Source organism: Paractinoplanes hotanensis (assembly GCF_023717965.1).
Lineage (GTDB): Bacteria > Actinomycetota > Actinomycetes > Mycobacteriales > Micromonosporaceae > Actinoplanes > Actinoplanes polyasparticus.
The window spans coordinates 1-21,307 of record NZ_JAMQOL010000085.1; the positions used below are offsets into that span (position 1 = coordinate 1).

Annotated in this window: 25 protein-coding genes; 15 read left to right on the top strand and 10 right to left on the bottom strand. The window is 69.7% G+C overall.

Annotation, left to right across the window (positions count from 1 at the left end; translation table 11 throughout):
- Positions 1 to 192 precede the first annotated feature (192 nt).
- Genes LXN57_RS45585 through LXN57_RS45595 form a run of 3 tightly spaced genes read left to right on the top strand, consistent with a single transcriptional unit; the run spans position 193 to position 3,023 of the window.
- On the top strand, positions 193 to 1,104 hold the full coding sequence (locus LXN57_RS45585) for an ABC transporter ATP-binding protein (RefSeq protein ID WP_251804562.1): 912 nt from the start codon (positions 193 to 195) through the stop codon (positions 1,102 to 1,104).
- Positions 1,094 to 2,731, top strand: coding sequence for an ABC transporter permease (locus tag LXN57_RS45590; RefSeq protein WP_251804563.1), 1,638 nt, complete (start codon positions 1,094 to 1,096; stop codon positions 2,729 to 2,731). Before LXN57_RS45585 ends, LXN57_RS45590 begins: the two co-directional genes overlap by 11 nt.
- A gap of 10 nt (positions 2,732 to 2,741) precedes the next feature.
- A complete protein-coding gene (locus LXN57_RS45595; RefSeq protein ID WP_251804564.1) occupies positions 2,742 to 3,023 on the top strand; it encodes a hypothetical protein in 282 nt (93 codons plus the stop codon).
- 15 nt (positions 3,024 to 3,038) lie between these two features.
- Here the strand turns inward: LXN57_RS45595 and LXN57_RS45600 are convergent, their stop codons facing one another.
- Complete coding sequence (locus LXN57_RS45600) at positions 3,039 to 5,213, bottom strand: bifunctional polysaccharide deacetylase/glycosyltransferase family 2 protein (protein ID WP_251804565.1); 2,175 nt, start codon at positions 5,211 to 5,213, stop codon at positions 3,039 to 3,041.
- On the bottom strand, positions 5,210 to 5,356 hold the full coding sequence (locus tag LXN57_RS45605; RefSeq protein WP_251804566.1) for a hypothetical protein: 147 nt from the start codon (positions 5,354 to 5,356) through the stop codon (positions 5,210 to 5,212). Before LXN57_RS45605 ends, LXN57_RS45600 begins: the two co-directional genes overlap by 4 nt.
- A gap of 338 nt (positions 5,357 to 5,694) precedes the next feature.
- Between LXN57_RS45605 and LXN57_RS45610 the strand changes: the two genes are divergently transcribed.
- Complete coding sequence (locus LXN57_RS45610; protein ID WP_251804567.1) at positions 5,695 to 6,204, top strand: flavodoxin domain-containing protein; 510 nt, start codon at positions 5,695 to 5,697, stop codon at positions 6,202 to 6,204.
- Between the two features lie 41 nt (positions 6,205 to 6,245).
- Here LXN57_RS45610 and LXN57_RS45615 read toward each other — a convergent pair whose 3' ends face one another.
- Both LXN57_RS45615 and LXN57_RS45620 read right to left on the bottom strand, forming a co-directional pair.
- On the bottom strand, positions 6,246 to 7,751 hold the full coding sequence (locus LXN57_RS45615; protein WP_251804568.1) for a long-chain-fatty-acid--CoA ligase: 1,506 nt from the start codon (positions 7,749 to 7,751) through the stop codon (positions 6,246 to 6,248).
- A gap of 28 nt (positions 7,752 to 7,779) precedes the next feature.
- On the bottom strand, positions 7,780 to 9,216 hold the full coding sequence (locus LXN57_RS45620) for a WS/DGAT/MGAT family O-acyltransferase (RefSeq protein ID WP_251804569.1): 1,437 nt from the start codon (positions 9,214 to 9,216) through the stop codon (positions 7,780 to 7,782).
- 113 nt (positions 9,217 to 9,329) lie between these two features.
- Here LXN57_RS45620 and LXN57_RS45625 point away from each other — a divergent pair, with 113 nt between their 5' ends.
- The 3 genes from LXN57_RS45625 to LXN57_RS45635 are packed head-to-tail and all read left to right on the top strand — an operon-like array spanning position 9,330 to position 11,524.
- Positions 9,330 to 10,205 (top strand): alpha/beta fold hydrolase, encoded by an 876-nt coding sequence (locus LXN57_RS45625; RefSeq protein WP_251804570.1) that lies wholly within the window; start codon positions 9,330 to 9,332, stop codon positions 10,203 to 10,205.
- A 42-nt stretch (positions 10,206 to 10,247) separates the two neighbouring features.
- The gene (locus LXN57_RS45630; protein ID WP_251804571.1) at positions 10,248 to 11,195 is read left to right on the top strand and encodes a patatin-like phospholipase family protein; all 948 of its coding nucleotides are present in this window, start codon (positions 10,248 to 10,250) and stop codon (positions 11,193 to 11,195) included.
- The gene (locus LXN57_RS45635) at positions 11,192 to 11,524 is read left to right on the top strand and encodes a helix-turn-helix domain-containing protein (RefSeq protein WP_251804572.1); all 333 of its coding nucleotides are present in this window, start codon (positions 11,192 to 11,194) and stop codon (positions 11,522 to 11,524) included. Before LXN57_RS45630 ends, LXN57_RS45635 begins: the two co-directional genes overlap by 4 nt.
- Positions 11,525 to 11,561: 37 nt before the next feature.
- Here LXN57_RS45635 and LXN57_RS45640 read toward each other — a convergent pair whose 3' ends face one another.
- Entirely contained in the window at positions 11,562 to 11,846 is a 285-nt protein-coding gene (locus LXN57_RS45640) for a hypothetical protein (RefSeq protein WP_251804573.1), read from the bottom strand.
- A gap of 209 nt (positions 11,847 to 12,055) precedes the next feature.
- Between LXN57_RS45640 and LXN57_RS45645 the strand changes: the two genes are divergently transcribed.
- From LXN57_RS45645 to LXN57_RS45675, 7 genes are all read left to right on the top strand, one after another.
- On the top strand, positions 12,056 to 13,243 hold the full coding sequence (locus LXN57_RS45645; protein WP_251804574.1) for an ABC transporter ATP-binding protein: 1,188 nt from the start codon (positions 12,056 to 12,058) through the stop codon (positions 13,241 to 13,243).
- 156 nt (positions 13,244 to 13,399) lie between these two features.
- Positions 13,400 to 14,233 (top strand): universal stress protein, encoded by an 834-nt coding sequence (locus tag LXN57_RS45650; RefSeq protein ID WP_251804575.1) that lies wholly within the window; start codon positions 13,400 to 13,402, stop codon positions 14,231 to 14,233.
- Positions 14,230 to 14,703: a nitroreductase/quinone reductase family protein gene (locus LXN57_RS45655; protein ID WP_251804576.1), complete on the top strand. Its 474-nt coding sequence runs from the start codon at positions 14,230 to 14,232 to the stop codon at positions 14,701 to 14,703. The genes LXN57_RS45650 and LXN57_RS45655 overlap by 4 nt, the downstream gene beginning before the upstream one ends.
- 64 nt (positions 14,704 to 14,767) lie before the next feature.
- Positions 14,768 to 15,055, top strand: coding sequence for a hypothetical protein (locus tag LXN57_RS45660; protein WP_251804577.1), 288 nt, complete (start codon positions 14,768 to 14,770; stop codon positions 15,053 to 15,055).
- Positions 15,052 to 15,459 (top strand): putative universal stress family protein, encoded by a 408-nt coding sequence (locus LXN57_RS45665; protein WP_251804578.1) that lies wholly within the window; start codon positions 15,052 to 15,054, stop codon positions 15,457 to 15,459. The genes LXN57_RS45660 and LXN57_RS45665 overlap by 4 nt, the downstream gene beginning before the upstream one ends.
- A 1-nt stretch (position 15,460) precedes the next feature.
- On the top strand, positions 15,461 to 15,853 hold the full coding sequence (locus LXN57_RS45670) for an Hsp20/alpha crystallin family protein (protein WP_251804579.1): 393 nt from the start codon (positions 15,461 to 15,463) through the stop codon (positions 15,851 to 15,853).
- A 129-nt stretch (positions 15,854 to 15,982) separates the two neighbouring features.
- The gene (locus tag LXN57_RS45675) at positions 15,983 to 16,459 is read left to right on the top strand and encodes a hypothetical protein (protein WP_251804580.1); all 477 of its coding nucleotides are present in this window, start codon (positions 15,983 to 15,985) and stop codon (positions 16,457 to 16,459) included.
- Here LXN57_RS45675 and LXN57_RS45680 read toward each other — a convergent pair whose 3' ends face one another.
- The 4 genes from LXN57_RS45680 to LXN57_RS45695 form a co-directional block, all read right to left on the bottom strand.
- Complete coding sequence (locus LXN57_RS45680) at positions 16,460 to 17,323, bottom strand: universal stress protein (RefSeq protein ID WP_251804581.1); 864 nt, start codon at positions 17,321 to 17,323, stop codon at positions 16,460 to 16,462.
- Complete coding sequence (locus tag LXN57_RS45685; RefSeq protein ID WP_251804582.1) at positions 17,316 to 17,831, bottom strand: flavodoxin family protein; 516 nt, start codon at positions 17,829 to 17,831, stop codon at positions 17,316 to 17,318. Before LXN57_RS45685 ends, LXN57_RS45680 begins: the two co-directional genes overlap by 8 nt.
- 14 nt (positions 17,832 to 17,845) lie before the next feature.
- A complete protein-coding gene (locus tag LXN57_RS45690; protein ID WP_251804583.1) occupies positions 17,846 to 18,739 on the bottom strand; it encodes a class I fructose-bisphosphate aldolase in 894 nt (297 codons plus the stop codon).
- A gap of 79 nt (positions 18,740 to 18,818) precedes the next feature.
- A complete protein-coding gene (locus tag LXN57_RS45695) occupies positions 18,819 to 20,243 on the bottom strand; it encodes a bifunctional aminoglycoside phosphotransferase/ATP-binding protein (protein ID WP_251804584.1) in 1,425 nt (474 codons plus the stop codon).
- A gap of 132 nt (positions 20,244 to 20,375) precedes the next feature.
- On the opposite strand from LXN57_RS45695, the gene LXN57_RS45700 reads away from it, so the two are divergent.
- Positions 20,376 to 20,651 carry a DUF1876 domain-containing protein gene (locus tag LXN57_RS45700; protein ID WP_251804585.1) on the top strand — a complete coding sequence of 92 codons (276 nt, stop codon included), beginning with the start codon at positions 20,376 to 20,378 and terminating at the stop codon, positions 20,649 to 20,651.
- Between the two features lie 157 nt (positions 20,652 to 20,808).
- Here the strand turns inward: LXN57_RS45700 and LXN57_RS45705 are convergent, their stop codons facing one another.
- On the bottom strand, positions 20,809 to 21,282 hold the full coding sequence (locus tag LXN57_RS45705) for a universal stress protein (RefSeq protein ID WP_251804586.1): 474 nt from the start codon (positions 21,280 to 21,282) through the stop codon (positions 20,809 to 20,811).
- Between the last annotated feature and the right edge of the window lie 25 nt (positions 21,283 to 21,307).

Here is a 21,307-nt window from a genome sequence, read left to right on the forward strand (position 1 = left end):
GCCGGACACACCTGGGGCCTGGGCAAATGGTGGGCCGCCCTGCCCATCGTCCAGAAGAACCGCTGGCTCATCTGACCGAATGACGCCCCTCGCCGAGCCCGGCCGCGACGACAGCGGCCGGGCTCCCGTGTGCCTGGCCGGGCAGGACCATCGGCACTGGTCCGGCGCCGGCTGAGCACCGATGCTGGCGTCATGGCCACCATCGCGGTTGACGAACTGACCCGAGCGTACGGGCCGGTGCGGGCCGTCGACCGGGTGAGTTTCTCGGTGGGCGACGGGGAGATCTTCGCCCTGCTGGGTCCCAACGGCGCCGGCAAGACCACCATCGTGGAAATACTCGAGGGATATCGGTCACGGGACTCGGGCACCGTCGAGGTCCTGGGCTGCGACCCGGCGTCCGGTGGTTCCGCCTACCGCGCGCGGATCGGAGTGGTCCTGCAGTCCGCCGGGTTCGAGGAGGAGTTCACCGTCCGCGAGCTGGTTCGTCTGCAGTGCGCCCTGTACCCCCGCCGGCATGACCCGGACGAGCTGATCGACCTGGTGGGGCTCGGTGACAAGCGCACCACACGGGTCAAGGCACTCTCCGGTGGCCAGCGCCGCCGCCTCGACCTCGCGCTGGGGTTGGCGGGCGCGCCGGAGCTGTTGTTCCTGGACGAGCCGACCACCGGCTTCGACCCGGCTGCCCGGCACCACGCGTGGGATCTCGTTGCCCGCCTGCGTGACCTGGGTACGACGATCCTCTTGACCACGCACTATCTCGAAGAGGCGCAGCGTCTCGCCGACCGGGTGGGTGTGCTGCGGTCGGGTCGTCTGCTGGCCGTTGGCACCTCCGATGAACTTCGGGCCGGAAGCCACCTGCCCACGGTCATCAGCTTCGGGTTGCCCGCAGACCGCTCCGCGGCCGGTTTGCCGGTGCTGAGCAACCGACCGGAGGTCCGAGGCAGCCGTGTACGACTCGTCTCGCACGACCCGCTGCCGGACACGCGGCGGCTCACTCGTTGGGCGGCCGAGAGCGGCACGTTGTTGTCGGACTTCGCGGTCGCACCGCCGACGTTGGAGGACGCCTATCTCGCGTTGACCGAGGAGTCGGCCGATGTCCGTTGACCAGATGGACCGCATGCGTCTCGAGGGCACCGACCGCCCGGCCGCGCTGGCGGCGCTGACCGGACATGCGTTACAAGCCTTCCTGCGCAATCCCATGGCGGCGTTCTTCACGCTGGTCTTCCCTCTGATCTTCCTCGTCATCGTCTCGGCGATCGTCGGGGATCAGACAACCGAGGGCGGCGTGCCGATATCCCAGTTCCTGGTAGCGCCGTTCGCTGTTTTCGGCGTGGCGCAGGCCTCGTTCACACTGGTGGCCACTGACACTGCCATTCTGCGTGAACGCGGTGTTTTGCTGCGGCTGCGGGCCGCGCCTGTGGCGCCGCGCATCATTCTCGCGGCCCGCATCTGTGCTTCCGCCGTCGTCGCAGGGTTCACCGTGCTGCTGCTGACTGCCGTCGGCGTGCTCGCGTACGACGTCCAGGTGGTGTGGAACAAGGTTCCGGCCGCGCTGGTCACCCTGCTGCTCGGCATCGGGTGCTGCACAGCCTTGGGCCTGGCGTTGGCCGCGTCCATCAGGACGGTGACGGCGACACAGGCCCTGGCGCAGGGTTTGCTGATTCCGTTGGCGTTCATCTCCGACGTCTTCATCGTGGGCGCGGATCTGCCGCGGCCGTTGGCCTGGCTCGGATCCTTCCTGCCGCTCAAACATCTGGCCGGGGCGATGGCCGAAACGTTCGAGCCGGGCGATGGCGCCGGGTTCTCGCCCGGGCACCTCGCAGCGCTGGTCGCGTGGACTCTGGCCGGGATATTGCTCGCGCGGCTGCGCTTCGGCTGGCAGCCCCGCGAGCGGGTGACGGGCGAGCGCGCCGTTGAGATGGCGCCGAGGTCTTTGCGGAAGGATCTGTCCGCTCCCCGGCGACGCATCGGCAACTCGTCGTTCGTGCTGTTCCGCGGCCAGGTCTCGTACGCCCTGCTGGGGTTGCGCCGGGACGTGCTCTCGGTGTTCTTCGCCGTGGTCTTTCCCGCGCTGCTGCTCGCGCTTTTCCCGGCAGTGTTCGGCGACGCCCGGGTGCACGGCCTGACGATGGCGCAATATCTGTTCGCCGGTCTCGCCGCCTATACGGTCGCGGTCACGGCTTTCGTCGACATGCCGGAGGGCGTGGTGGGCGCCCGGTCCACCGGGGTGCTCAAGCGGCTCCTCGGCACCCCGCTGCCGTTCCGCTGGTATGTCGCCGGAAGGGTGTGCGCCGCGCTCGTCGTCGCTCTGCTCGGCATCGCCGTGCTCGCCGCGATCGGGTTGAGCTTTCTCGGAGTGCGGATCGACCTGGCCCGGCTGCCGGCCATGCTGGTCACGGTGACCCTGGGCTCCTTGTGCTTCTCGGCGTTGGGACTCGCCGTGGCAGCTTTGCTGCCGGCCGCGCGCTCCCTGGTCGCGGTCACGCTGGGCACTCTGATGCCGCTCTGCTTCCTCTCGGAGATCTTTGTCGTCGGCGACCGTCCGCTGCCCGGCACGATCACCGCTGTCGCCGATGTTTTTCCCCTGCGCCACCTGCTGCAGGCGTTGCTCACCGCGACGGGGCCCGGCACGGCCGGCGCCGGCTTCGCCTGGTGGCATCTCGCCGTGCTGGCCGTCTGGGCCTCACTCGGGCTCGTGGTGCCACGGCTTCGCCGGTCGAGTCTGATGTGAGGGGGCCGAGATGGAGGTTCTCGTTCTGGTCGCCGTCGTGGTGATTCTCCGGATGGCCGGCGCCGCCGTGACCGTGCTCGTCAAACGACGGTCGGCTCCCTGGCGCCCGCAAGCCCCGGCATCGGATCCGTGCCTGGCGCCGGTGCTGGGTCTTCCTCCCGCCGAGACACCCAACCCCGAGCGGGAGCTGGTGGACGGTCGGCTGACCGGTCGGATGAGTCGCGAGCGGTATCGTGCAGCCATGGCGGATCTGGCCCGTCGTGACGATTTCATCCATCCCCTGGGGGATTGAGGGCCGCTTCCCCTCTCACCCGGCGGGCGCCGGCCGGGAAACCTCACCGGTACGGCGGAGCTTCTGCCATTGCAGGCGCCGGCCCGCCAACGCGGTCAGCGCCGAGTGCAGCAGAACCAGATACATCAGCTGCCGGTAGAACACCTGCTGCAGAGGCAGCGTCCACAACGGCTTCAAGGGCTCGCGGTCGAGACGGAAGGCCAGCGCCGATGTCACCATCTGGATGACCATCATCGACAGCCACCCGGCCATCGCCGCCCAGCGATCGAGGAACACCAGGCCGTAAACCGCCATGATGTCCAGCAGCGGCGCCAGTAGTGGCAGCAGAACGCTGAACGCCGTGACGAGCAGAAGTCCGCGTCGGCCGAAGCAACCGGACGGTCCCCGTTCGATCACCGCGTGACGGTGCTTCCACAATGCCTGCATGGTGCCGAAACTCCACCGGTACCGCTGACGCCACAGTTGCCGCAGACCGGTCGGCGCCTCCGTCCACGCGCGCGCCGACTCCTCGAACACCACGCGCCACCCGGCCCGGTGCACGGCGATGGTGAGGTCTGTGTCCTCGGCGAGCGTGTCGACCTGCAAACCGCCGGCGTCCGCGATGGCCTGGCGGCGGAAGGCTCCCAGCGCCCCGGGAATGGTGGGTATGCAACCCAGCATGTCGTAGAGCCGCCGGTCGAGGTTGAAGCCGACGACGTACTCGATGTGTTGCCAGATGCCGAGCAGACCGTGCCGGTTACCCACCTTGACGTTGCCCGAGACGGCACCTATCCGGGGATCGGCGAACGGCTGCACGAGCCGATGGATCGCTTCCGCCTCGACCACCGTGTCGGCGTCGACCATGACGATCAGGTCGTTGCGGGCGAACGCCACACCCGTGTTGAGGGCCGAGGCCTTGCCGCCGGAAGGCGTTCGGATCACCCGGACGTTGTCCAGCTGCAGGCCGTCGACGACGCGTCCGGTGCCGTCCGTGGAGGCGTCGTCGACCACGATCACTTCAACGCCCGGATGCACAGATCCGGCCAGCGACCGGACCGCCGGCTCGATCGTTTTGGCCTCGTTGAACGCCGGGACGACGATGGTGACCGCGTCGGACACGGGCGGACCCCAGCTCCAGGACGACGACCGTCGCTGCCGCGCGTGACGCAGAGCTGCGCCCACGAGCAGCACGGTGCGGCCCAGGAACAACAGACCCGCGGCGAAGAGCAACAGCCAGAGCAATTCCAGCGTCAGGTCCGCGGAACGGATCATCCACACCAGTGCCCAGCCGCGCGACTCCTGAGCGAAGCCGGCGTCCGGGTTGGCCGCCGGAATGCGTCCGGCGAGACCGGCGGAGACGGTGGTGAACCGGTAGCCGCGCGCCTGCAGCCGCGGAATGAGCTGGTCCAGTGCGGCGACCGTCTGCGATCGGTCGCCGCCCGCGTCGTGCAGCAGGACGACAGCGCCGGTGTTGCCGCTGGGCGTCGCGTTGCGCAGGATCGCCGCGACGCCGGGCCGCTGCCAGTCCTCGCCGTCGAGGTCGTTCAGGACGGTCAGGTATCCCTGACGTGCGGTCTCGCGCAATGTGGGAAGGTCGCTGTCGTCCAGAGCATCGGCCATGGACGAGTACGTCGGGCGGTAGAGCGACGTGGACCTTCCCGTGGTGTACGCGATCACGCCTTGGGTTGCCGAGTGCTCCAGACCTCGCAGCCAGGCCGGCAAGGCCGATACCCGGGGGTGGGTGAAGGTGTGCACGCCGACCTCGTGGCCTTCGCGGACCATCCGTCGTGCGATCTCGGGATGTCGCACGACGAGCGAGCCGAGCACGAAGAACGTTCCCTGCGCGTGATGCCGGTGCAGCACGTCGAGAATGCGCGGCGTCCATCGCGGGTCCGGCCCGTCGTCGAAAGTCAGAGCGATGGTCCGGGCCGGCATCCGGTAGGTCCGCGGTGGCGCGCCGGAGACGTCGATGACCGGCCCGCCGGTTCTGACCCCCGCGGGCACGGCGTCCGACGTCTGTTCCTGCCCGGGTTCACTGTCCGGGGCGAAGTCACTGCGCAGGTAGGCCTCGACGAGCAGCATGTTGGTCAGCAGTGCGAGCAGGGCGAGCATGACCAGCGCGAGCAGGTGCGGGCCGCTCCGGCGGGGCGTGGCGGCGGGGCCCGTTCCCGCTCTCGGTGCGACGGGGCGCCTGCCCTGATAGATGCTCATCTCACCGCGCCGCTCAGCTGGCTGATCCAGAAGGCGATCAGCATGATCAGCAGAAGGGCGCCGACAACGAACGAGGCCCGGCGCAAGCGCCTGTGGCGCCGGCCGGAAGTGTCGGCGAACACCGGTTTCGGCAGCTCGTCCAAATGCGCGATTTCGGTGTGGGCCCGCTCGATCGGCGGTACACGGCCGACCGCCGGTCCGAGACGGACGCGTCCCGCCACCCGCCCCACCGCGCGGGGGCGCGATTCATTCGCCGGCTGTCGTCGCTCCATAATTCGACGCTATGCGGCTCCGGCTCGACACGCATGTATCGCAAGTCCCGAATGGTCGTGCCCTTTGTGGGCAGGAGTGGTCTCGCTGTGGTGTCGGTATTGGGCCGGCGCTGTCTTTCGGCTAATTCTCTCGGACTTTGGTCCCTACCGTCGTCGCAGCACGGGGACGACCGTGGAGGAAGAATCGTCCCCAGCGCCGGAGGTGTGCCGTGATCGTCCTAGTCGCGTACGGAAGCTCAGGCGGAGGCACCGGCGAGCTGGCCGGATGGATAGCCGAGGAACTGCGGGACTCAGGCCTCGAGGTGCAGCTGTCACCCGCCGGCGAGGTCGGCGACGCCGGGCATTACGGCGCGCTCATTCTGGGCTCGGCTGTCTACGCCACGGGCTGGCATCCGGACGTCCGGCGGTTCCTGAGCCACCACGGAGGGCAATTCGCCGGCAAGCCGGTCTGGCTCTTCAGCAGCGGCCCGCTCGACACGTCGGCCGACGAAGGTCGGCTGCCGCCTGGGCATCACGCGCAGGAAGCCGTGCGCGAGCTGGCGGCGCGCGAGCACGTCACGTTCGGTGGCCGCATGACGGGCGAGGCGCGTGGCTGGCTCGGTTTCCTGGCCCGCCGGATGGCGCGCGAAGGGCACGCGGGCGACTTCCGCAATCCCGATCGGGTTCGATCGTGGGCCCGGGACGTCGCCGCGCAGATCCACTCGTATCCCGCATCGTAGGAAGCTCCTCCGCACGATCGGAGAAGCAGTGCGCCCGCCTCTCACACGAGATCCTTCTTGAGCACCTTGCCGGTGCCCGTCAGGGGAAGCGCGTCGCGGAACTCGACCAGCCGGGGATACTTATAGGCAGCAACCCGCTCGCGGCAGTAGTCGACGATCTCTTCGACAGTCAGGGCGTGTCCCGGGCGAGCGACGATGATCGCCTTCACCTCTTCCCCGAGCCGCTCGTCCGGCACCCCGACGACGGCAGCCTCGCGCACTCCCGGGTGGCGGTAGAGAACTTCCTCTACCTCGCGCGGATAGACGTTGTATCCGCCCCGGATGATCAGCTCCTTCTTGCGGTCGACGATGAACAGGAAGCCGTCGGCGTCGGCGTATCCGAGGTCTCCGGTGTGGAACCAGCCACCTTCGAACGCCTCTGCGGTAGCGCGGGGGTGTCCGTGGTAGCCCCGCATGGTCTGGTATCCCCGCGTCACGAACTCGCCGATGTGGTTGCGGCCCGGTGGCATCCGGCGGCCCTCGTCGTCCCACACCTGAACCTCCACACCCCAGACAGGTCTGCCGACGCTGTACGGGCGGCGGTCGTCCGGGCCCGGATTGAAGGTGATGGTGGAGGCGGTCTCGGTCATTCCGTACCCCTCCAGGATCGGCACCTGGAACTGCTGCTCGAAGGCGTCGAACACGTGGGCCGGGATGGCATCGCCACCGGAGACGCAGACCCGCAGTGACGAGGTGTCGTAGCTGTGTTCGTCGGTGTATGCCAGCAGAGCGCCGAACATTGTCGGCACCCCGTCGAAGATGGTCGCCCGGTCGCGTTCGATCGCCGCGAGCACCTTCTCGGGCGTGAAGCGCGGCACGAGTGACAGCGCGCAGCCGAAGCGGATGCCCAGGTTCATCGCGCTCGACATTCCGTACACGTGAAAAAGCGGCAGGACGGTAAGGACGACATCCTCCGCCTTGATCTCGAACAGGCGGCCGGGTATGTCGGCGTTCATGTACATCTGGAAGTGCGTGAGCTCGGCGCCCTTCGGCACCCCCGTCGTGCCGGAGGTGTAGACGATCGCGGCGATGTCGGTGGGAGAGCGGTCGGCCAGCGGGACGGGCTCGGTGACGGGCGTGGTGAGGTCGGTAAAGGGCCGCCCCGGGCTGTCCGCTGCGGCATGGATCACGAACACCTCCGTCACGTCAGCCTTGGCGGCGCCCTTCGCGGCCTCGTCGGCCGCCCCGGCCCACGTGATGAGCGTGCGGGTGCCGGAGTCGCGCAACTGATGTGCCACCTCCGGAGCGCGCAGCAGCACGTTGAGCGGCACCACCACGGCCCCGGTCTTGAGGATGCCGTAGTAGGCGACGGGAAACTCGGGGATGTTGGGCGCCTGCAGAGCCACTGGATCTCCAGGGCCGACACCTCGGGTGAGGAGCGCCGCGGCGACGGCATCCGAGCGGGCGTCCAGTTCGGCGTAGGTCATCGTGCCGCCGTCGTGCAGCAGCGCCGGCGCCTCGGGCCGGCACGCCGCGGACTCGCGGAGGATCACGGCAAGGTTCAGCATGGCTCACACTTCCTCCGGTGAAGGTGAATCAGGTCAGTTCCGCGACCCGGATCGCCATCGTGGCGCGTTTGCGCGAGCGGGCCGGGGGAGCAGCCGGGGCCAGCCGCCGCACCTCGTCGACGATCGCGCCCGCGAGCTCGCCGGCCTCGGGGACCGAGGCGAAGTCGGTGGTCACCCCGACAGCGGCCTGACCCGCGAACGTCATGACGGCGACGCCGATGCGAAGTCGTTCGGCGATCGGCACGTACGGCAGGATCTCGCGGATCGGCCGGCCCAGGATGTACAGCGGCGCGGGCGGCCCGGGCACATTCGTGGTCACCGTGGCCAATCCTCGCTGAGACAGCCGCAGGGCGGCGCGAACGAGCAACGAGACCGCCGCGAACGGCTCGCGGTCGGCCATGGCGACCAGCGCCACGCCGGCTTCCACCTCGTGCCGGGCCCGGAGGTCGCCGATCCGTTCGTGGACTGCTCGCAGCCGATCGACGCCGTCCTCGAGCTCCACCGGCAGGTCGACCAGCAGCGACGCCACCCGGTTGTCGAAGACATGCCGGGCGTTCTCGGTACGCACGTTGACCGGCACCAGAGTCCGGATCGCACCCACCCGAGGCTCCTCGCCGCGCTGGAGCATCAGCCGGCGCAGCGCTCCAGCGACGGCCGCCAGGTACACGTCGTTGATCGTCACCTCGTGCGCCTCGGCGACCGCACGGATCTCGTCCACCGGCATGCGGGCCACCGCGTAGCGGCGGGCGCGGCCGAGCGGACCGGCCAGAGAGGTGGCCGGCGCCGGGACGAAGGCCCCGGCCAGTGCCGCGGCACCGCGGGTCAGGGCGCCGATCTGCCGGGTGGCGCGCATCGGCTCGCGCAGCGCGCCCGCCAGCCAGCGGGCCTGATCGAAGGGAATGCGGGCGAGCTGGCCGAGCGCGTCGAGGGTGAGGTCGATGTCGTCGGAAGGGACACCGGGTTGCCACCGATCAGGCACCGACCGGCGCGGCTTCGGGCCGCTGTCGCAGATGAGGCGATACAGCTCGTTGCCGGTCACCCCGTCGAGCATGCAGTGATGCACCTTGGAGACCAGCGCCCACCGTCCCTCCGGCAGACCTTCGACGAGCCAGGTCTCCCACAGCGGCCGGTCCCGGTCGAGCCGCTGGGACATGATGCGGCCGATCAGCCGTTCCAGGGCGGCGTCGTCGCCGGGTTCGGCCAGGGCGGTACGCCGAAGGTGGAAGTCGAGGTCGAAGTCGGGGTCGTCGATCCACACCGGACGGCCGAGGTTGAACGGGATGCGACGGACCTTCTGCCGGTATCGGGGAACGAGCGCCAGGCGGCCGCGGATCGCCGCGGCGAACTCGGCCTGGCCGGGCGGCGGGCCGTCGAGCACAGCCACCGAGGCGATCGCCAGCGAGGCGTGCGGGTCCTCGTCCTCGGCGTCCAGAAAAGACGTGTCCAACGGGCTCAGGTAGTCCACCGTGGCCTCCTTGGGGCGCGGACGTTTCTCTCCACCGTCGCCGCAGCGGTGTCCTGCTCGCCAGGGCCGAACGACCCGTGCGACAGGTGCGGTGACGGGATCACGCTCGAGGAATGACGACAGGCATCGCCCGGAACGGCGCCGTGGACCTCACGTACGAAGTGGAGGGCCCGCAGGACGGCGCCCCGCTCCTCCTGATCATGGGACTGGGCCTTCAGCGGCTGTTCTGGCCGGACCGGTTCCGCTCGCTCCTGACCGACCGCGGCTTCCGCGTGGCGACGTTCGACAACCGTGACGTCGGGCAGTCGACGCATCTGACCGGCCTCGGCGTGCCGTCCCCGCTGGTGTGGTTGTCCCGGCGGCCGGCTTACGGCCTGCCGGACATGGCCGAGGACGCACGAGCCGTGCTCGACGAGCTGGGCTGGTCGAACGCCCACGTGGCGGGCATCTCGCTGGGTGGCATGATCGCCCAACTGCTGACCGCCTCCCATCCGCAGCGGGTGCGCACCCTGACATCTCTGTCGTCGACTCCGTCGCCTCGCGTCGGCCGGCCGCATCCGTGGGTGCTGACCACACTGCTGACCGGTACCGCCCGCGACCGGGACCGCGCCGCCGAGCACATGGTGCGGATCTTCCGGGTGATCGGGTCACCGGGCTATCCGCTCGAGGAGGACTTCATCCGCGACGCGGCTGCTCGCAGCTACGACCGTGCGCACGACCCGGACGGTGTGAAGCGTCAGATCACGGCTATCGCGCTGGCTGCTGACCGGCGGCCGGTGCTTCGGCGTCTGCGCCTGCCCGCGCTGGTGATCCACGGGGACGCCGACCCGCTGGTGCGGCTCGCCGGCGGCCGTGCGACCGCCCGGGCTCTCCTGGGCTCGAAGCTGGTGGTCTTCCCCCGGATGGGACACGATCTGCCGTCCGCCCTGCAGCCGGCCATCGCCGACGAGATCCACACCCTGGCCGGGGAGTGGTCGCCGGTCCGGTGATCGTGGCACCATGTGGCTCAGATCACGAGGACGGTGAACGTGGTGAGCGGCAAACGTGTGGGCCTGGTGCTGGGCGGCGGGGGCATCCTGGGAGCGGCCTGGATGATCGGCGGATTGGCGGCGCTCGAGGATCGCATCGGACGCCCGTTGGGCGAGTGTGACGTGATCGTGGGCACGAGCGCCGGCAGCATCGTGGCGGCCGCCCTGCGGCTCGGTTTCACGCCCGCCCAGTTGGTGGCGCACCAATTGGGCGAGGGTGAGGAGCATTTGCCCGGCGCGCACGAGTTCCAGCACGACTCGGGCCGTCTTCCGCCGCCACCGCGCTTGCGCTTCGGGTCCGTCCGGATGGTCGCCACGGCGGCGCTCGCGCCCCACAGTGTGCATCCGCGGGCATTGGCCAGCGCTTTCGTGCCGCAGGGTCGCGCGCAACACCACACCCTGCGGCGCTACCTCGAGACGATGGTGAGCCACGACCCGGATCACTGGCCCGAGCGTGACACCTGGATCGTCGGGGTCGACTACGAGCGGGGCCGACGCGTCGTGTTCGGCCGGCCCGGCAGCCCACAGGCCTCGCTGCCCGACGCCGTCGTGGCCTCTTGCTCCATACCGGGCTGGCATTCCCCGACGGTGATCGGCGACCGCCGGTACGTCGACGGCGGCGTGCGCTCCGTGGTCTCGCTCGACCTGCTGAGGGGCCGAGGTCTCGATGAGGTGTACGTGCTGGCCCCGATGGCCAGTTACGCGACCGATCGGCCGCTGCGGCCGTCCTGGCAGGCTGAACGGGCGTTGCGCCATGCCTTCGCCGCCCAGGTCAGCGTCGAGCGGTGCAAGGTCGAAGGCTCGGGTGCGCGCGTCACGGTGATCACGCCGGGCCCCGACGACCTGCCCGCGCTGGGGATCAACCTGATGGACGGGCGGCGCCGCGACGACGTCCTGCGTGCGGCCCAGGTGACCATCCCCGCCGCGCTGAGCAGGTCCGGCATCCGGTGAGCGCCACCCGTACCCTCGGCGAGATCATCCGGCACCGCCGCGAGCTCGCTGAGCTGCCGATCCGGCAGTTCGCAGCCATGGTCGGCATCTCCGGGCCCTACCTGTCGCAGATCGAACGGGGGCTGCGAGCGCCGTCGGACCGCGTGCTGCACGCCATTGCCGGCTCTTTGCGCACGACCGCCGATGCGCTACGCACGGAGGCCGGACCCGAGTGGGACAACTCTCCGGCGGTGCTGACCGCGATCGCGGCCGACCCACGGCTGAGCGCGCGTCAGCGGCAGGCGCTGACCGAGGTCTACCTGGCTTTCGTGGCGACCACAGACGGCTGAGGGCCCGGGGCTGAGCCCCGGGCCCTCGCACGCTGCGTTACCGCAGCGCCTGGCGCGCCGTCTTGACGTAGGCTGCGCCGACGTCCTCGACGAGCCCGGCCGTCATGGTCAGTGCGGACTTGGCCCACGGGTACGGCGCGATCTTCGCGGCGTCCTTCTCCAGCGCCACGATGTCGGCGACGCCGCGCTCATAGGCGTTGACTGCCAGGATGCCGATCTCGCGCCCGATGCGGCGGGTGCGCTCGCTGCGCTCCTCGGGCTTCGCCGGCGTGATCTTCGCCGGTGTGGCCTCGCGGACAGTCTTGGTGTTCGTGCTGGTCATTTCTCTCGCCTCCTCCCGATCGACCCTCACTTAGCAAGTTAGCTCCGGCCAGCTAACAGCGTCAGAGGCGGAGGTCATATCGTCGGACGGGGCCGGCCGCCCCGGTCGAGGCGGCCGATCGGCACTGCCGCCGACCGACCTCCGGCGGTGTGCTTGTCCTTGATCGTCGCGCGGGTTCGCGGCGGTCAACAGGGATAAGGAGGTGTCCCATGTCGGTCGTTCGGCTGGAGCACTTGACGAAGGTCTTCGCCGGGGGCACGAAGGCGGTCGACGATCTGAGCCTGATGATCGGCGACGGCGAGTTCCTCGTCCTGGTGGGACCGTCGGGGTGCGGAAAATCCACAGTTCTGCGGATGATCGCCGGGCTCGAGGAGGTAAGCAGCGGGGACGTGCTGATCGACGGCGAGAACGTGACGAACTGGGCGCCCAAGGAACGCGACATCGCGATGGTGTTCCAGAACTACGCGCTCTACCCGCACATGACGGTCCGCGACAACATGGGCTTCGCTTTGCGCCTGCGGCACACCGACAAGGCGGAGCTGCGGAAGAACGTGAACGCCACTGCTGAGCTGCTCGGCCTGGGCGAGCTGCTCGATCGCAGGCCGGCTGCGCTCTCCGGCGGTCAGCGTCAGCGGGTCGCGATGGGCCGGGCCATGGTCCGCCGGCCCCGGGTCTTCCTGCTCGACGAGCCGTTGTCCAACCTCGACGCCAAGCTCAGGGTGTCGATGCGGGCCGAATTGGCGCGGTTGCACCAGCGGTACGAGGTCACCACCGTCTACGTCACTCACGACCAGGTCGAAGCGATGACCCTCGGCGACCGCATCGCGGTGCTCGACAAGGGCCGCCTGCAGCAGGTCGGCTCGCCGGACGAGCTGTACCAGGCGCCGGCCAACAAGTTCGTCGCGGGTTTCATGGGTTCGCCCAGCATGAACTTCGCAACCGTGCAGTTGCGCGGCGACGAGGATCGCACCACGGTCATGCTCGCCGGCCGTGAACTCGAGGTGCCGGACGCAATTCGACGCCACCCCGCCCTGGTGCGCTACCTCGGCTCCATTGTCGTCATGGGTCTTCGGCCGGCTTCCTTCGCAGTGGCGACCCAACCCGTTGCGGGCACGCTGCCGGTCGTGCCCCTCGGCGTCGAATCGCTCGGTGACGAGAAGCATGTTCTGTTCCGGCTGCCGGCCAACGGCGCGGACGCGGCAGCGCCGGGCGATGTGCCCGTCGCGGTCGACGATGTTGCCGCCACCGAGCTCTGGACAGCGAAAGTCGGTCAACGCGCACAGCTGGCCATCGGACGGCCGGTACCGCTGACCGTCGACCTGAGTACGGCGTACTTCTTCGACCCGGACACCGGAGAGGCCGTTCCGGCCGGCGAGCGTGCGGTCCTCGCAAGCTGACGACCGGACAACGAGCGCACGTCCCGCCGCCCGGCTGGTGAAGTACTGCTGTCGTGACGGGGCAGGAGGCCTTTCGGCCGGTCCACCCGGGCCCTCACGCCCTGCCGCTGCGCGTCGGTCCGTATGACGCTGGGGGAAACGGCGAGAGGAAGCGTCATGAGAACTCACCCGATCATCGTGGCCGCCGACGGCACCGAGCCGAGCAAGGCAGCGGTGCGCTGGGCGGCTCGCGAGGCCTTCCGCCGGGGCCGGCCGCTCCGGGTCGCGCATGTGTTCGACTGGGAGTGGCGTGAAGCCCGGTACGACATGAGCAACCAGTATCTCGACATCGCCCGTAAGCATGCCGAAGGACTCACCGCCAATGCCGTTTACGAGGCTCGAACCGCCGCTCTGAAGGTCGAGGTGGAGGGGGACCCGCTCATCGGCCAGGTGGCGCCGCGCCTGATCGGCGAGTCCGATCATGCCGAGCTCATGGTGCTGGGCAACCGCGGTCGCGGGGGCTTCGCCAGCCTGCTGCTCGGTTCGGTGAGTCACCGGGTGGCCACGCACGCGTCCTGCTCGGTTGTCGTGGTCCGCGGCCGGGGCGGGGACTTGGCCGAGGGCCCCATCGTTGTGGGCGTCGACGACTCCCCGGCGAGTGACCGGGTGCTGGAGGTGGCGTTCGACGAAGCGGCCGGGCGTGGCGCCGCCCTGCTGGCCGTCCGGGCTCAGGTGCCGGTCGAATTCCACGACCCCGAACGCGCCCACGTCGAGGAGCAACTCGCGCCGTGGCGGAACAAGTACCCGGCTGTCCCGGTCAAGGTCGTGCTTACCTCCGGCGGCGCCGCCGCCGAACTGACAGCGGCGTCGGCGACCGCTCAGCTGGTGGTGGTGGGTAGCCGCGGCCACGGCCTGATCATCGGAACCGCGCTCGGCTCGACCGGTCTTCAGCTTCTTCACCACGCCGACTGCCCCGTGTACGTCGTCCGCGAGCCCCGGAGCGAGTCATGATTGTCACCGACGCCATGCGCCGCCGGATGTACCGCGGTGGCCGCCCGAACCGGCTCGCCCGCTCACTCAACCGCCTGTCGGCGTTCCAGTTCGGCCGGGCTCTGTTCGTACCGCCGGCCTGGGTCACCCTCGAGGTGACCGGCCGGCGCAGCGGGAACACCGTCGCCTTTCCTTTGGTCGTGACGAGCCACCGGGGTGAGCGCTATCTGGTCTCGATGCTCGGCAACGGTGCGAACTGGGTGGCCAACGTGCGAGCGGCGAACGGCGAAGCGGTGCTACGGCACGGTCGCCGTCAGCCGGTCCGGCTCGTCGAAGTGGATCCGGACCTGCGAGCGCCCATCCTGCAGCGGTATCTCGCCGTCGCGCCGGGCGCCCGGGCCCACGTGCCGGTCGATCGGCACGCCCCGCTGAGCGAGTTCGAGCGGATCGCCGCCGGCTACCCAGTGTTCCGAGTCGTGCCACGCGATTGAGGAGAGATCGCCGTGTCGTCTGCCTGTCGATGCGGTCCGGTCCTGGGAGGAGGTGGCGACGTTGATGACGATGGTTCTGGTCACCACGGTGTTGGTGGCGATGGTGGCGGCGGGCATGTGGCCGGTTCTCAAGGACCTGTCGGCAGAGGACAAGAACGAGGATCATTCTGCGGCCGCTGAAGCGGACTGTGCCCGGAAAGCCAGCAGCCTCGAGGGCGCCCTGGTTGTCGGCCTGTTGCGGCACGAGATCACCTCGGGCCAGTACCGGCGAGCGGTGGAACGGCTGGCAGCCCGCGATCACGACGCCAATCCGCTGAAAGTTTCTCCGCCAGGAGGTGTGGATCATGAGTGATCTGGACAGGCTACGAGCCGAACGTGAGTCACGGCTACGGGGTGCGCGGGTGCGAGCTGATCATGGTGAACGCGATCCCGCATGCGGTTCCCTCCAGCCGCATCGAAGTCGTCGACGGACTCCGTGTCCACCGTCACCTGGTGGATGAAGCGCCGGCTGCCGCATTGATCAGAGCTTCGAATGATGCCGCCGCCGCGGTGGTCGTCGGCCGGCACGCCTATTCCGGCGATGTGATGCCTCTTCTCGGCTCGGTGACCCGCGCCGTCTGCGCGAGGCTTACTGCCCGGTCTTCGTGGTCGGCTGACCCGAAAAGCGCCACGGCCCCCGCGAGGGGCCGTTCGGCCCTGCCCAGGCCCGGGTTCGCGCAGTCGTATGGAACCAGAGGCAAGGCGAAAGGAGAATAAGATGGCTGGACTGCTGCCCAGGCTTTTCGAGGACATGACCGACTGGCTGGAGGTCGACTTTCCGCGCCCGCTGCCGGCGATCCGCTTCGAGGACCGGATGACCGACCAGGAGTACCTGCTGCGGGCGGAGCTGCCCGGGCTCAACCCGGAAAAGGACCTGCAGATCACCGCGCTGCACGGGGTGCTGACCGTGAAGGCCGAGCGCCGCGAGGAGGAGAAGGGCCTCAACCGCAGCGAGTTCCGCTACGGAGCGATGCAGCGGTCGGTGCGCCTGCCGGCCAACGCGGACGAAACCAAGATCGAGGCCTCGTACCGCAAGGGGATCCTCGAGATCAAGGTGCCGCTCACCGAGCCGCAACCGGCCGGTCGCACGATCGCGATCGCCGCGGAGTGACTCCCTATGACCCGACCGGCGACCCGCACGGGCCGCCGGTCGGCCCTTGCGGTGAGGACTGACGCCTCTGCCCGCACAGGTACGACGGCGGGACGCTGGACTCAGAGGCCGAGAGCCCGGAGGACAGCGATGATCAGTCACCCGTACGACATGATGGCCACTCCCGTAGCGGGCCCGGTGCTGGCCGGACTGCTCTCGCGGTCGTCCGCCGACGACGTTCTTCGCGCGGCATTCGTGGAAGCGGATAGCCGGAATGTTCCGCTCACCGTGCTGATCGCCGCCTCCTTGGCGGGCGATGCCACGGTGCCGGAGTCGATCGAGCGATGGACCGAGAAGTTCCCGCGCGTGACGGTCGCGGTCTCGGTGGCATCCGGAGTGGATCCGGCGATCACCGTGACCGCGGCGACCGGCGGGTCCTGCCTGGCCGTGCTGCCCGCGCCGGTCGACGCTCTCGAGTCCGCTCTCCTGCGAGCCGTGACCCGACGCTCCCGCTGCCCCGTGCTGACCGTGGGCCGGTCCCCGGGCGCGGTCATCCGGCTTGCCCAAGCCACTCTCGAGGAGCGTTTCGTGGAGCTGACCGCGACGACGGGCCGGCCGGCTCTCTGACTACGGCCTGACTATCGCGACGGGGCAGGCGGCGTGGTGCAGCAGGTGGTGGCCGACCGAACCGAGCAGAAGCCCGGCGAATCCGCCGTGTCCCCGACTGCCGACCACAACAAGTTGCGCAGTCCGCGACCATGCTGTCAGGTAACCGCGCGCCGAGCCGTTGATCACCTGGCGTCGCACCGGCAGGTCGGGGTATTCGGCCCCGATACCGGCGACGGCCTCGGCCAGGACACGCCGCTCCTCGTCCTCGCCGGACCAGGTGTCGTAACTCATCGGCAGTTCCGCGCCGAGTTCTGTGTCGTCCCCGCCGTTCCAGGCATGCAGGGTGAGGAGTTCCGCGCCTCGCATGGTGGCCTCGTCCGCGGCGAACCGAACTGCCTCGCTCGACGAGGCGGAGCCGTCCACACCCACGACCACCGGGCCGTCCGCTCGTTTCGTGCCCCGGGCGACCAGGACGGGACAGCGTCCGTGGGTCGCCGTCTGGAGCGCCACCGAGCCGATCATCAGTTCGGCCAGGCCCCCCAGGCCGTGGTCGCCGAGGACGAGCAGCGCGGCGTGTTCGCTCTCGTGCAGCAGAACCGTCGCCGGCCGGCCGGGGATCACCTCGGCGGCCACGTCGACCTCAGGCGCACGCTCGGCGGCGATTCGCAGCGCCTCGGCCACGCAGGCTTCGGCCCGTTCCCAGTAGGACTGGTGGACGGGTGGCACCACGGCCGGATCCATGTCCATGTCGGCCGGCACCCAGACGAGAGCGTGCACGATGCGCAGCCGGCGGCCCCGCAGAGCCGCCTCCCCGGCCGCGGTCTCCACCGCGGCCAGGCTTCGTGCGGAACCGTCGACTCCGACGACGACCGGATCAGCCACGACCGCTGGCCTCCTTCGCCATCAGCACGGCCGCGGCCAGTCGACGGGCCCATTCGTGGGCGCGATCCGTTTCACCGGGCAGCAGCGGACCGCGGGTACCGGAGACCCGGAAACTGGCCGGCGTGATCGGAAGACGGCATCCCAGACCGCGCAGGCGGCGGTGGGCCCGGTGTGCGGCGGAGCCTGGTAGCCGCGGCTTGTCGACTCTCGTGTCGAACGCCGCAGCCGTGCAGTTCAGCATCGGCGACACGTCCAGATACTCACGGATTCCGAGGTCGGCCGGGCGGGCGCTTCCTTGACGAACCGCGTCCTCGCGGGTGCCTGGGCGGCTCAGCCCGAACGCGTGCGTCGGAGCGCCGACGACGAGGAGATCGACACCGACCGCCGACGGGATGTCGCGGGCCTCTGCGACAGTCACGTCCAGGGCGGACTGCAGTTCCGCGGCCACCGCCCGCGCGATCGCCTCGGTGTTGCCGAACATCGATTCGTATACGACCAGGGCCTTCATGATCGCGCTCCGTTTCAGGGCGTCGGGTACTTGGCGAGGATCTGCCGCAGCCGGTCGACGAACTTCAGCGACTCTTCGTGGTCGCGCTGCCAGACATTGCGGCCGAAGATCAGACCGGTCGCGCCCGCGGACATCGACTCCTGAGCCTTCTCGAACATGACCTCGTCGCTCGCCCGGCTGCCGCCGGAGACCAGCACCATGGTGCGGTTGGCCGCGCGGACCACGGCGTCGATGGCGTCCTGGCTGCTGAAATCGATGGCGTAGTCCGCCGGCACCGCGGTGTGCTTCTCCGGGTGCGGGAAGTTGACCTTGACCACGTCGGCGCCGAGCTCGCTGGCCACGCGGGCGGCGTAGTGCACGGCGTAGAAGGAGTCCTTGCCGCCCTTCCGTTCGATCGCCTCACCGCGAGGGTACGCCCACACGATCAGGGGCATCCCGAGGCGTTGAGCCTCCTGCCGGACGACCCGGTACTGCGCGAAGTCCTCCTCCTGCGCGGGACTGCCGACGTAGAGGGTGTATCCGACGGCGTCCGCGCCCAGCCGCACGGCGTCCTCGACCGACGCGTGCACGGGTGAGAGCGCCCGGGCGTCACTGGGAATGTCGGTCTTGCCGTTCAACTTCAGGATCAACGGGACCTCTCCGGCGTAGTCCCAGTAGAACTTCTCGGCCAGGCCGATCTGGATGGCGATGCCGTTGAAGCCGCCCTCGAGCGCCAGCCGGATGATGTATCGCGGATCCCCGGCGATCGGGTCGGCGAAGAAGTCACGCGGGCCGTGTTCGAGACCCTGGTCGTACGGCAGGAACAGAGCCGTTCCGTTGCCGAGTCCGTGCTTGTAGAGAATCCGGTGCAGCCGGGCCCTCTTGCCCGCACTCAGCCCACAGTTCGACAGTCGCAACCGCGTAGTCATGGGAGTCTCCTTTCCCTCAACTCTGACGCTGCGCCGATGTTCGGCCGGGCGGCAGGGCCGGACGTCCCGGCGGGGAAGCTCACCGGCCCGGTTCGACGAGGGCGACCGCTCGTTCCAGGCACGCGCCCGTCATCTCCGCGGCCTCGGGCCAGGGCTCGGCGGCGGCTGCCATCATCTCGGCGATGCCGGCGTCGGCATCGGACATGCTCCCCGTACGGTGGGCGAGCCGTTCGAGGACCGTCTGACGGTCGGCCGTGCACAGCAGCTCGTGAAGGCTGCTGTGCGTTTTCGCCGCGAGGTCACGGGCGGCCGTGCGGTGCCGTTCCGTGTTCCACGAAGCGTCCAGAATCACTGTCTCGCCGCGACCCAGCAAGTACTCCGCTCGCAGGAGCAGTTCGCGATAGGCGCGATCGGTCCACTCCCGGGTGTAGATGCCGTGCTGGTACCCGGCGGCGGCACTCATGCCCGGTGCGAGACCGGCCATCTCCTTCCGGATCCGATCGCTGCTCAGCACGACCGCGCCCAGGCGGTCGGCGATCCCACCGGCCAGCGTGGTCTTGCCCGTCGCCGGGCCGCCACCGACGAGGATCAAACGGACCGTTCCGGCCCGCAGGTGCCGGAGTGTCAGGCCGGTGTAGGCGCGAACATCGGTCGCGGCTGACGAGTCGCCCTGCCGGTGACGCAGACACGCCACCTTCGCCCGGACAAAGGCGCGGTAGGCGATGTAGTGGTGCCGGAGCGGCTGCGGGGCGGTGTCACCACTGAACTCGGCGTACTGGTCGAGGAACGCCGACGCCTGCGGTCCGGCCCCGAGGTGCTCGACGTCCATCGCCAGGAAGGCCGCGTCGTCGAGCACGTCCACGTAGCGCAGACGGTCGTCGAACTCCAGGCAGTCCAGTGGACGAGGGCCGTCATCCAGGCAGAAGATGTCGTCGGCGATCAGATCGGCGTGCCCGTCGACGATCCGTTCCTCCTTCACCCGAGACGTGAGAAGCGGCTCGCGTCCGGCCAGGAACCGGTGTGTGCGTTCCTCGATCTCGCCGGCGTCCGCGTCGTCGAGGACACCACCACGGAACGGCCGCAGCTGCGCGAACGTCGCGTCCCACCGGCCGAGCAGGGCGTCGCGGGTGCCCTCGGCCGAGATGGCTGGTCCATGAGCAGCGGTGGCATGGAAGCCGGCGAGCAGCCGGGCCAGGCGCCGCAAATGCTCGTCCACCGGCGCGCCTGACCTGATCAGCGTGGACAGGCGCCGGTCGTCCGGCATGCGCCGCATCACCACGAGGTGCTCGCAGGGCCGCCCATCGGGCCCGTGAACGTCGGCCACGCCGAGGTAGACGTCGCCGGCCAGCCGCCGGTTGAGCTCGACCTCGCGGTGGCACACAGCCTCGCGATCGGTCCGCTCCCGGAAGTCCAGGAATCCCAGGTCGACTGGCTTCTTCATCTTGTAGACCCGGTCTTCGATGAAGAACAGAATCGCGGCGTGAGTCTCCAGCGAGTTCACCATGTCCGCAGCGTGTCCTGCCGGCACGGCCACGGCGTAGGGGGCATCGAACCGCCTCACCAGGTCCTTCGGCCCTGACTTTCCGGTGACCGGTGAGCTGCGATGGAGGCATCGGTGACAAAGGGAGGTGTCGTCATGGTTCACACCAGGACCTGGACGATCGAAGTGAGCATCAGCGAGCACGAGGACGAGCGCCGCACCCGGGCCACGGCTGTGCTGCGCACCGACACCCGCACGCCGCTGCGCGGCGAGGGGGAGGCCCGCCGGCGCCCGGCTGACACGGACGTGCCGGAGATCGGCGATGAGCTGGCCACCGCGCGGGCTCTGGCCGATCTGGCCTACAAGCTGCTCGACGTCACCGCGGGCGACATCGAGCAGTTCACGCACCGTCCGGCGCGCCTGTCGTCGTGACGCCGACAATCCGGCGGTGGGGGGGGGGGGGGGGGGGGGGCCCCCGCCCGGGGGCCCCCGCCCCCCCCCCCCCCCCGGGCGCCGGGGGGGGCGGGGGGGGGCCCGCCCCCCCCGGGGGGGGGGGGGGGGGGGGGGGCCCCCCCCCCCCCCTGACTGCTCACTGCCTCAGGACCGGCTCCGTCTCGCCGGCGTGCTCCTGGGACGGGACGGGAATCACGACGACCGGACACGCCGCCTTGCGGATGGCCTTCTCGCTGACAGAGCCGAGAACGGTGTGCCGGACGGCGCCGTGCCCGTGGCTACCCAGCACCAAGAGGTCCGCCGACCTACTGCAGGCGCCGAGCACCGCGGCCGGCTCACCCTCGATCACTTCGGCGGCTACCGGGATGTGCGACCCGTACTTCGGCAGCAGCGCCTTGATCTCGTCGTCGAGCAGCTTGGTGGCGCCTTCCTTGGCCTGCTGCGGATTCAAGGCCAGCACCGGGCCGAACTCGACCCCGTCCCACGACCAGGCGATGACGGCCTGCACCGCGCTGCCTCGTTCCCCAGCCTCGCGCACGGCCCACTCCAGAGCGCGCCGGCTGCCTTCCGAACCGTCCACGCCCACGACGATCAAATGGCGAGTGGTCATGGTTACACCTCCGTCGAGTTTCTTC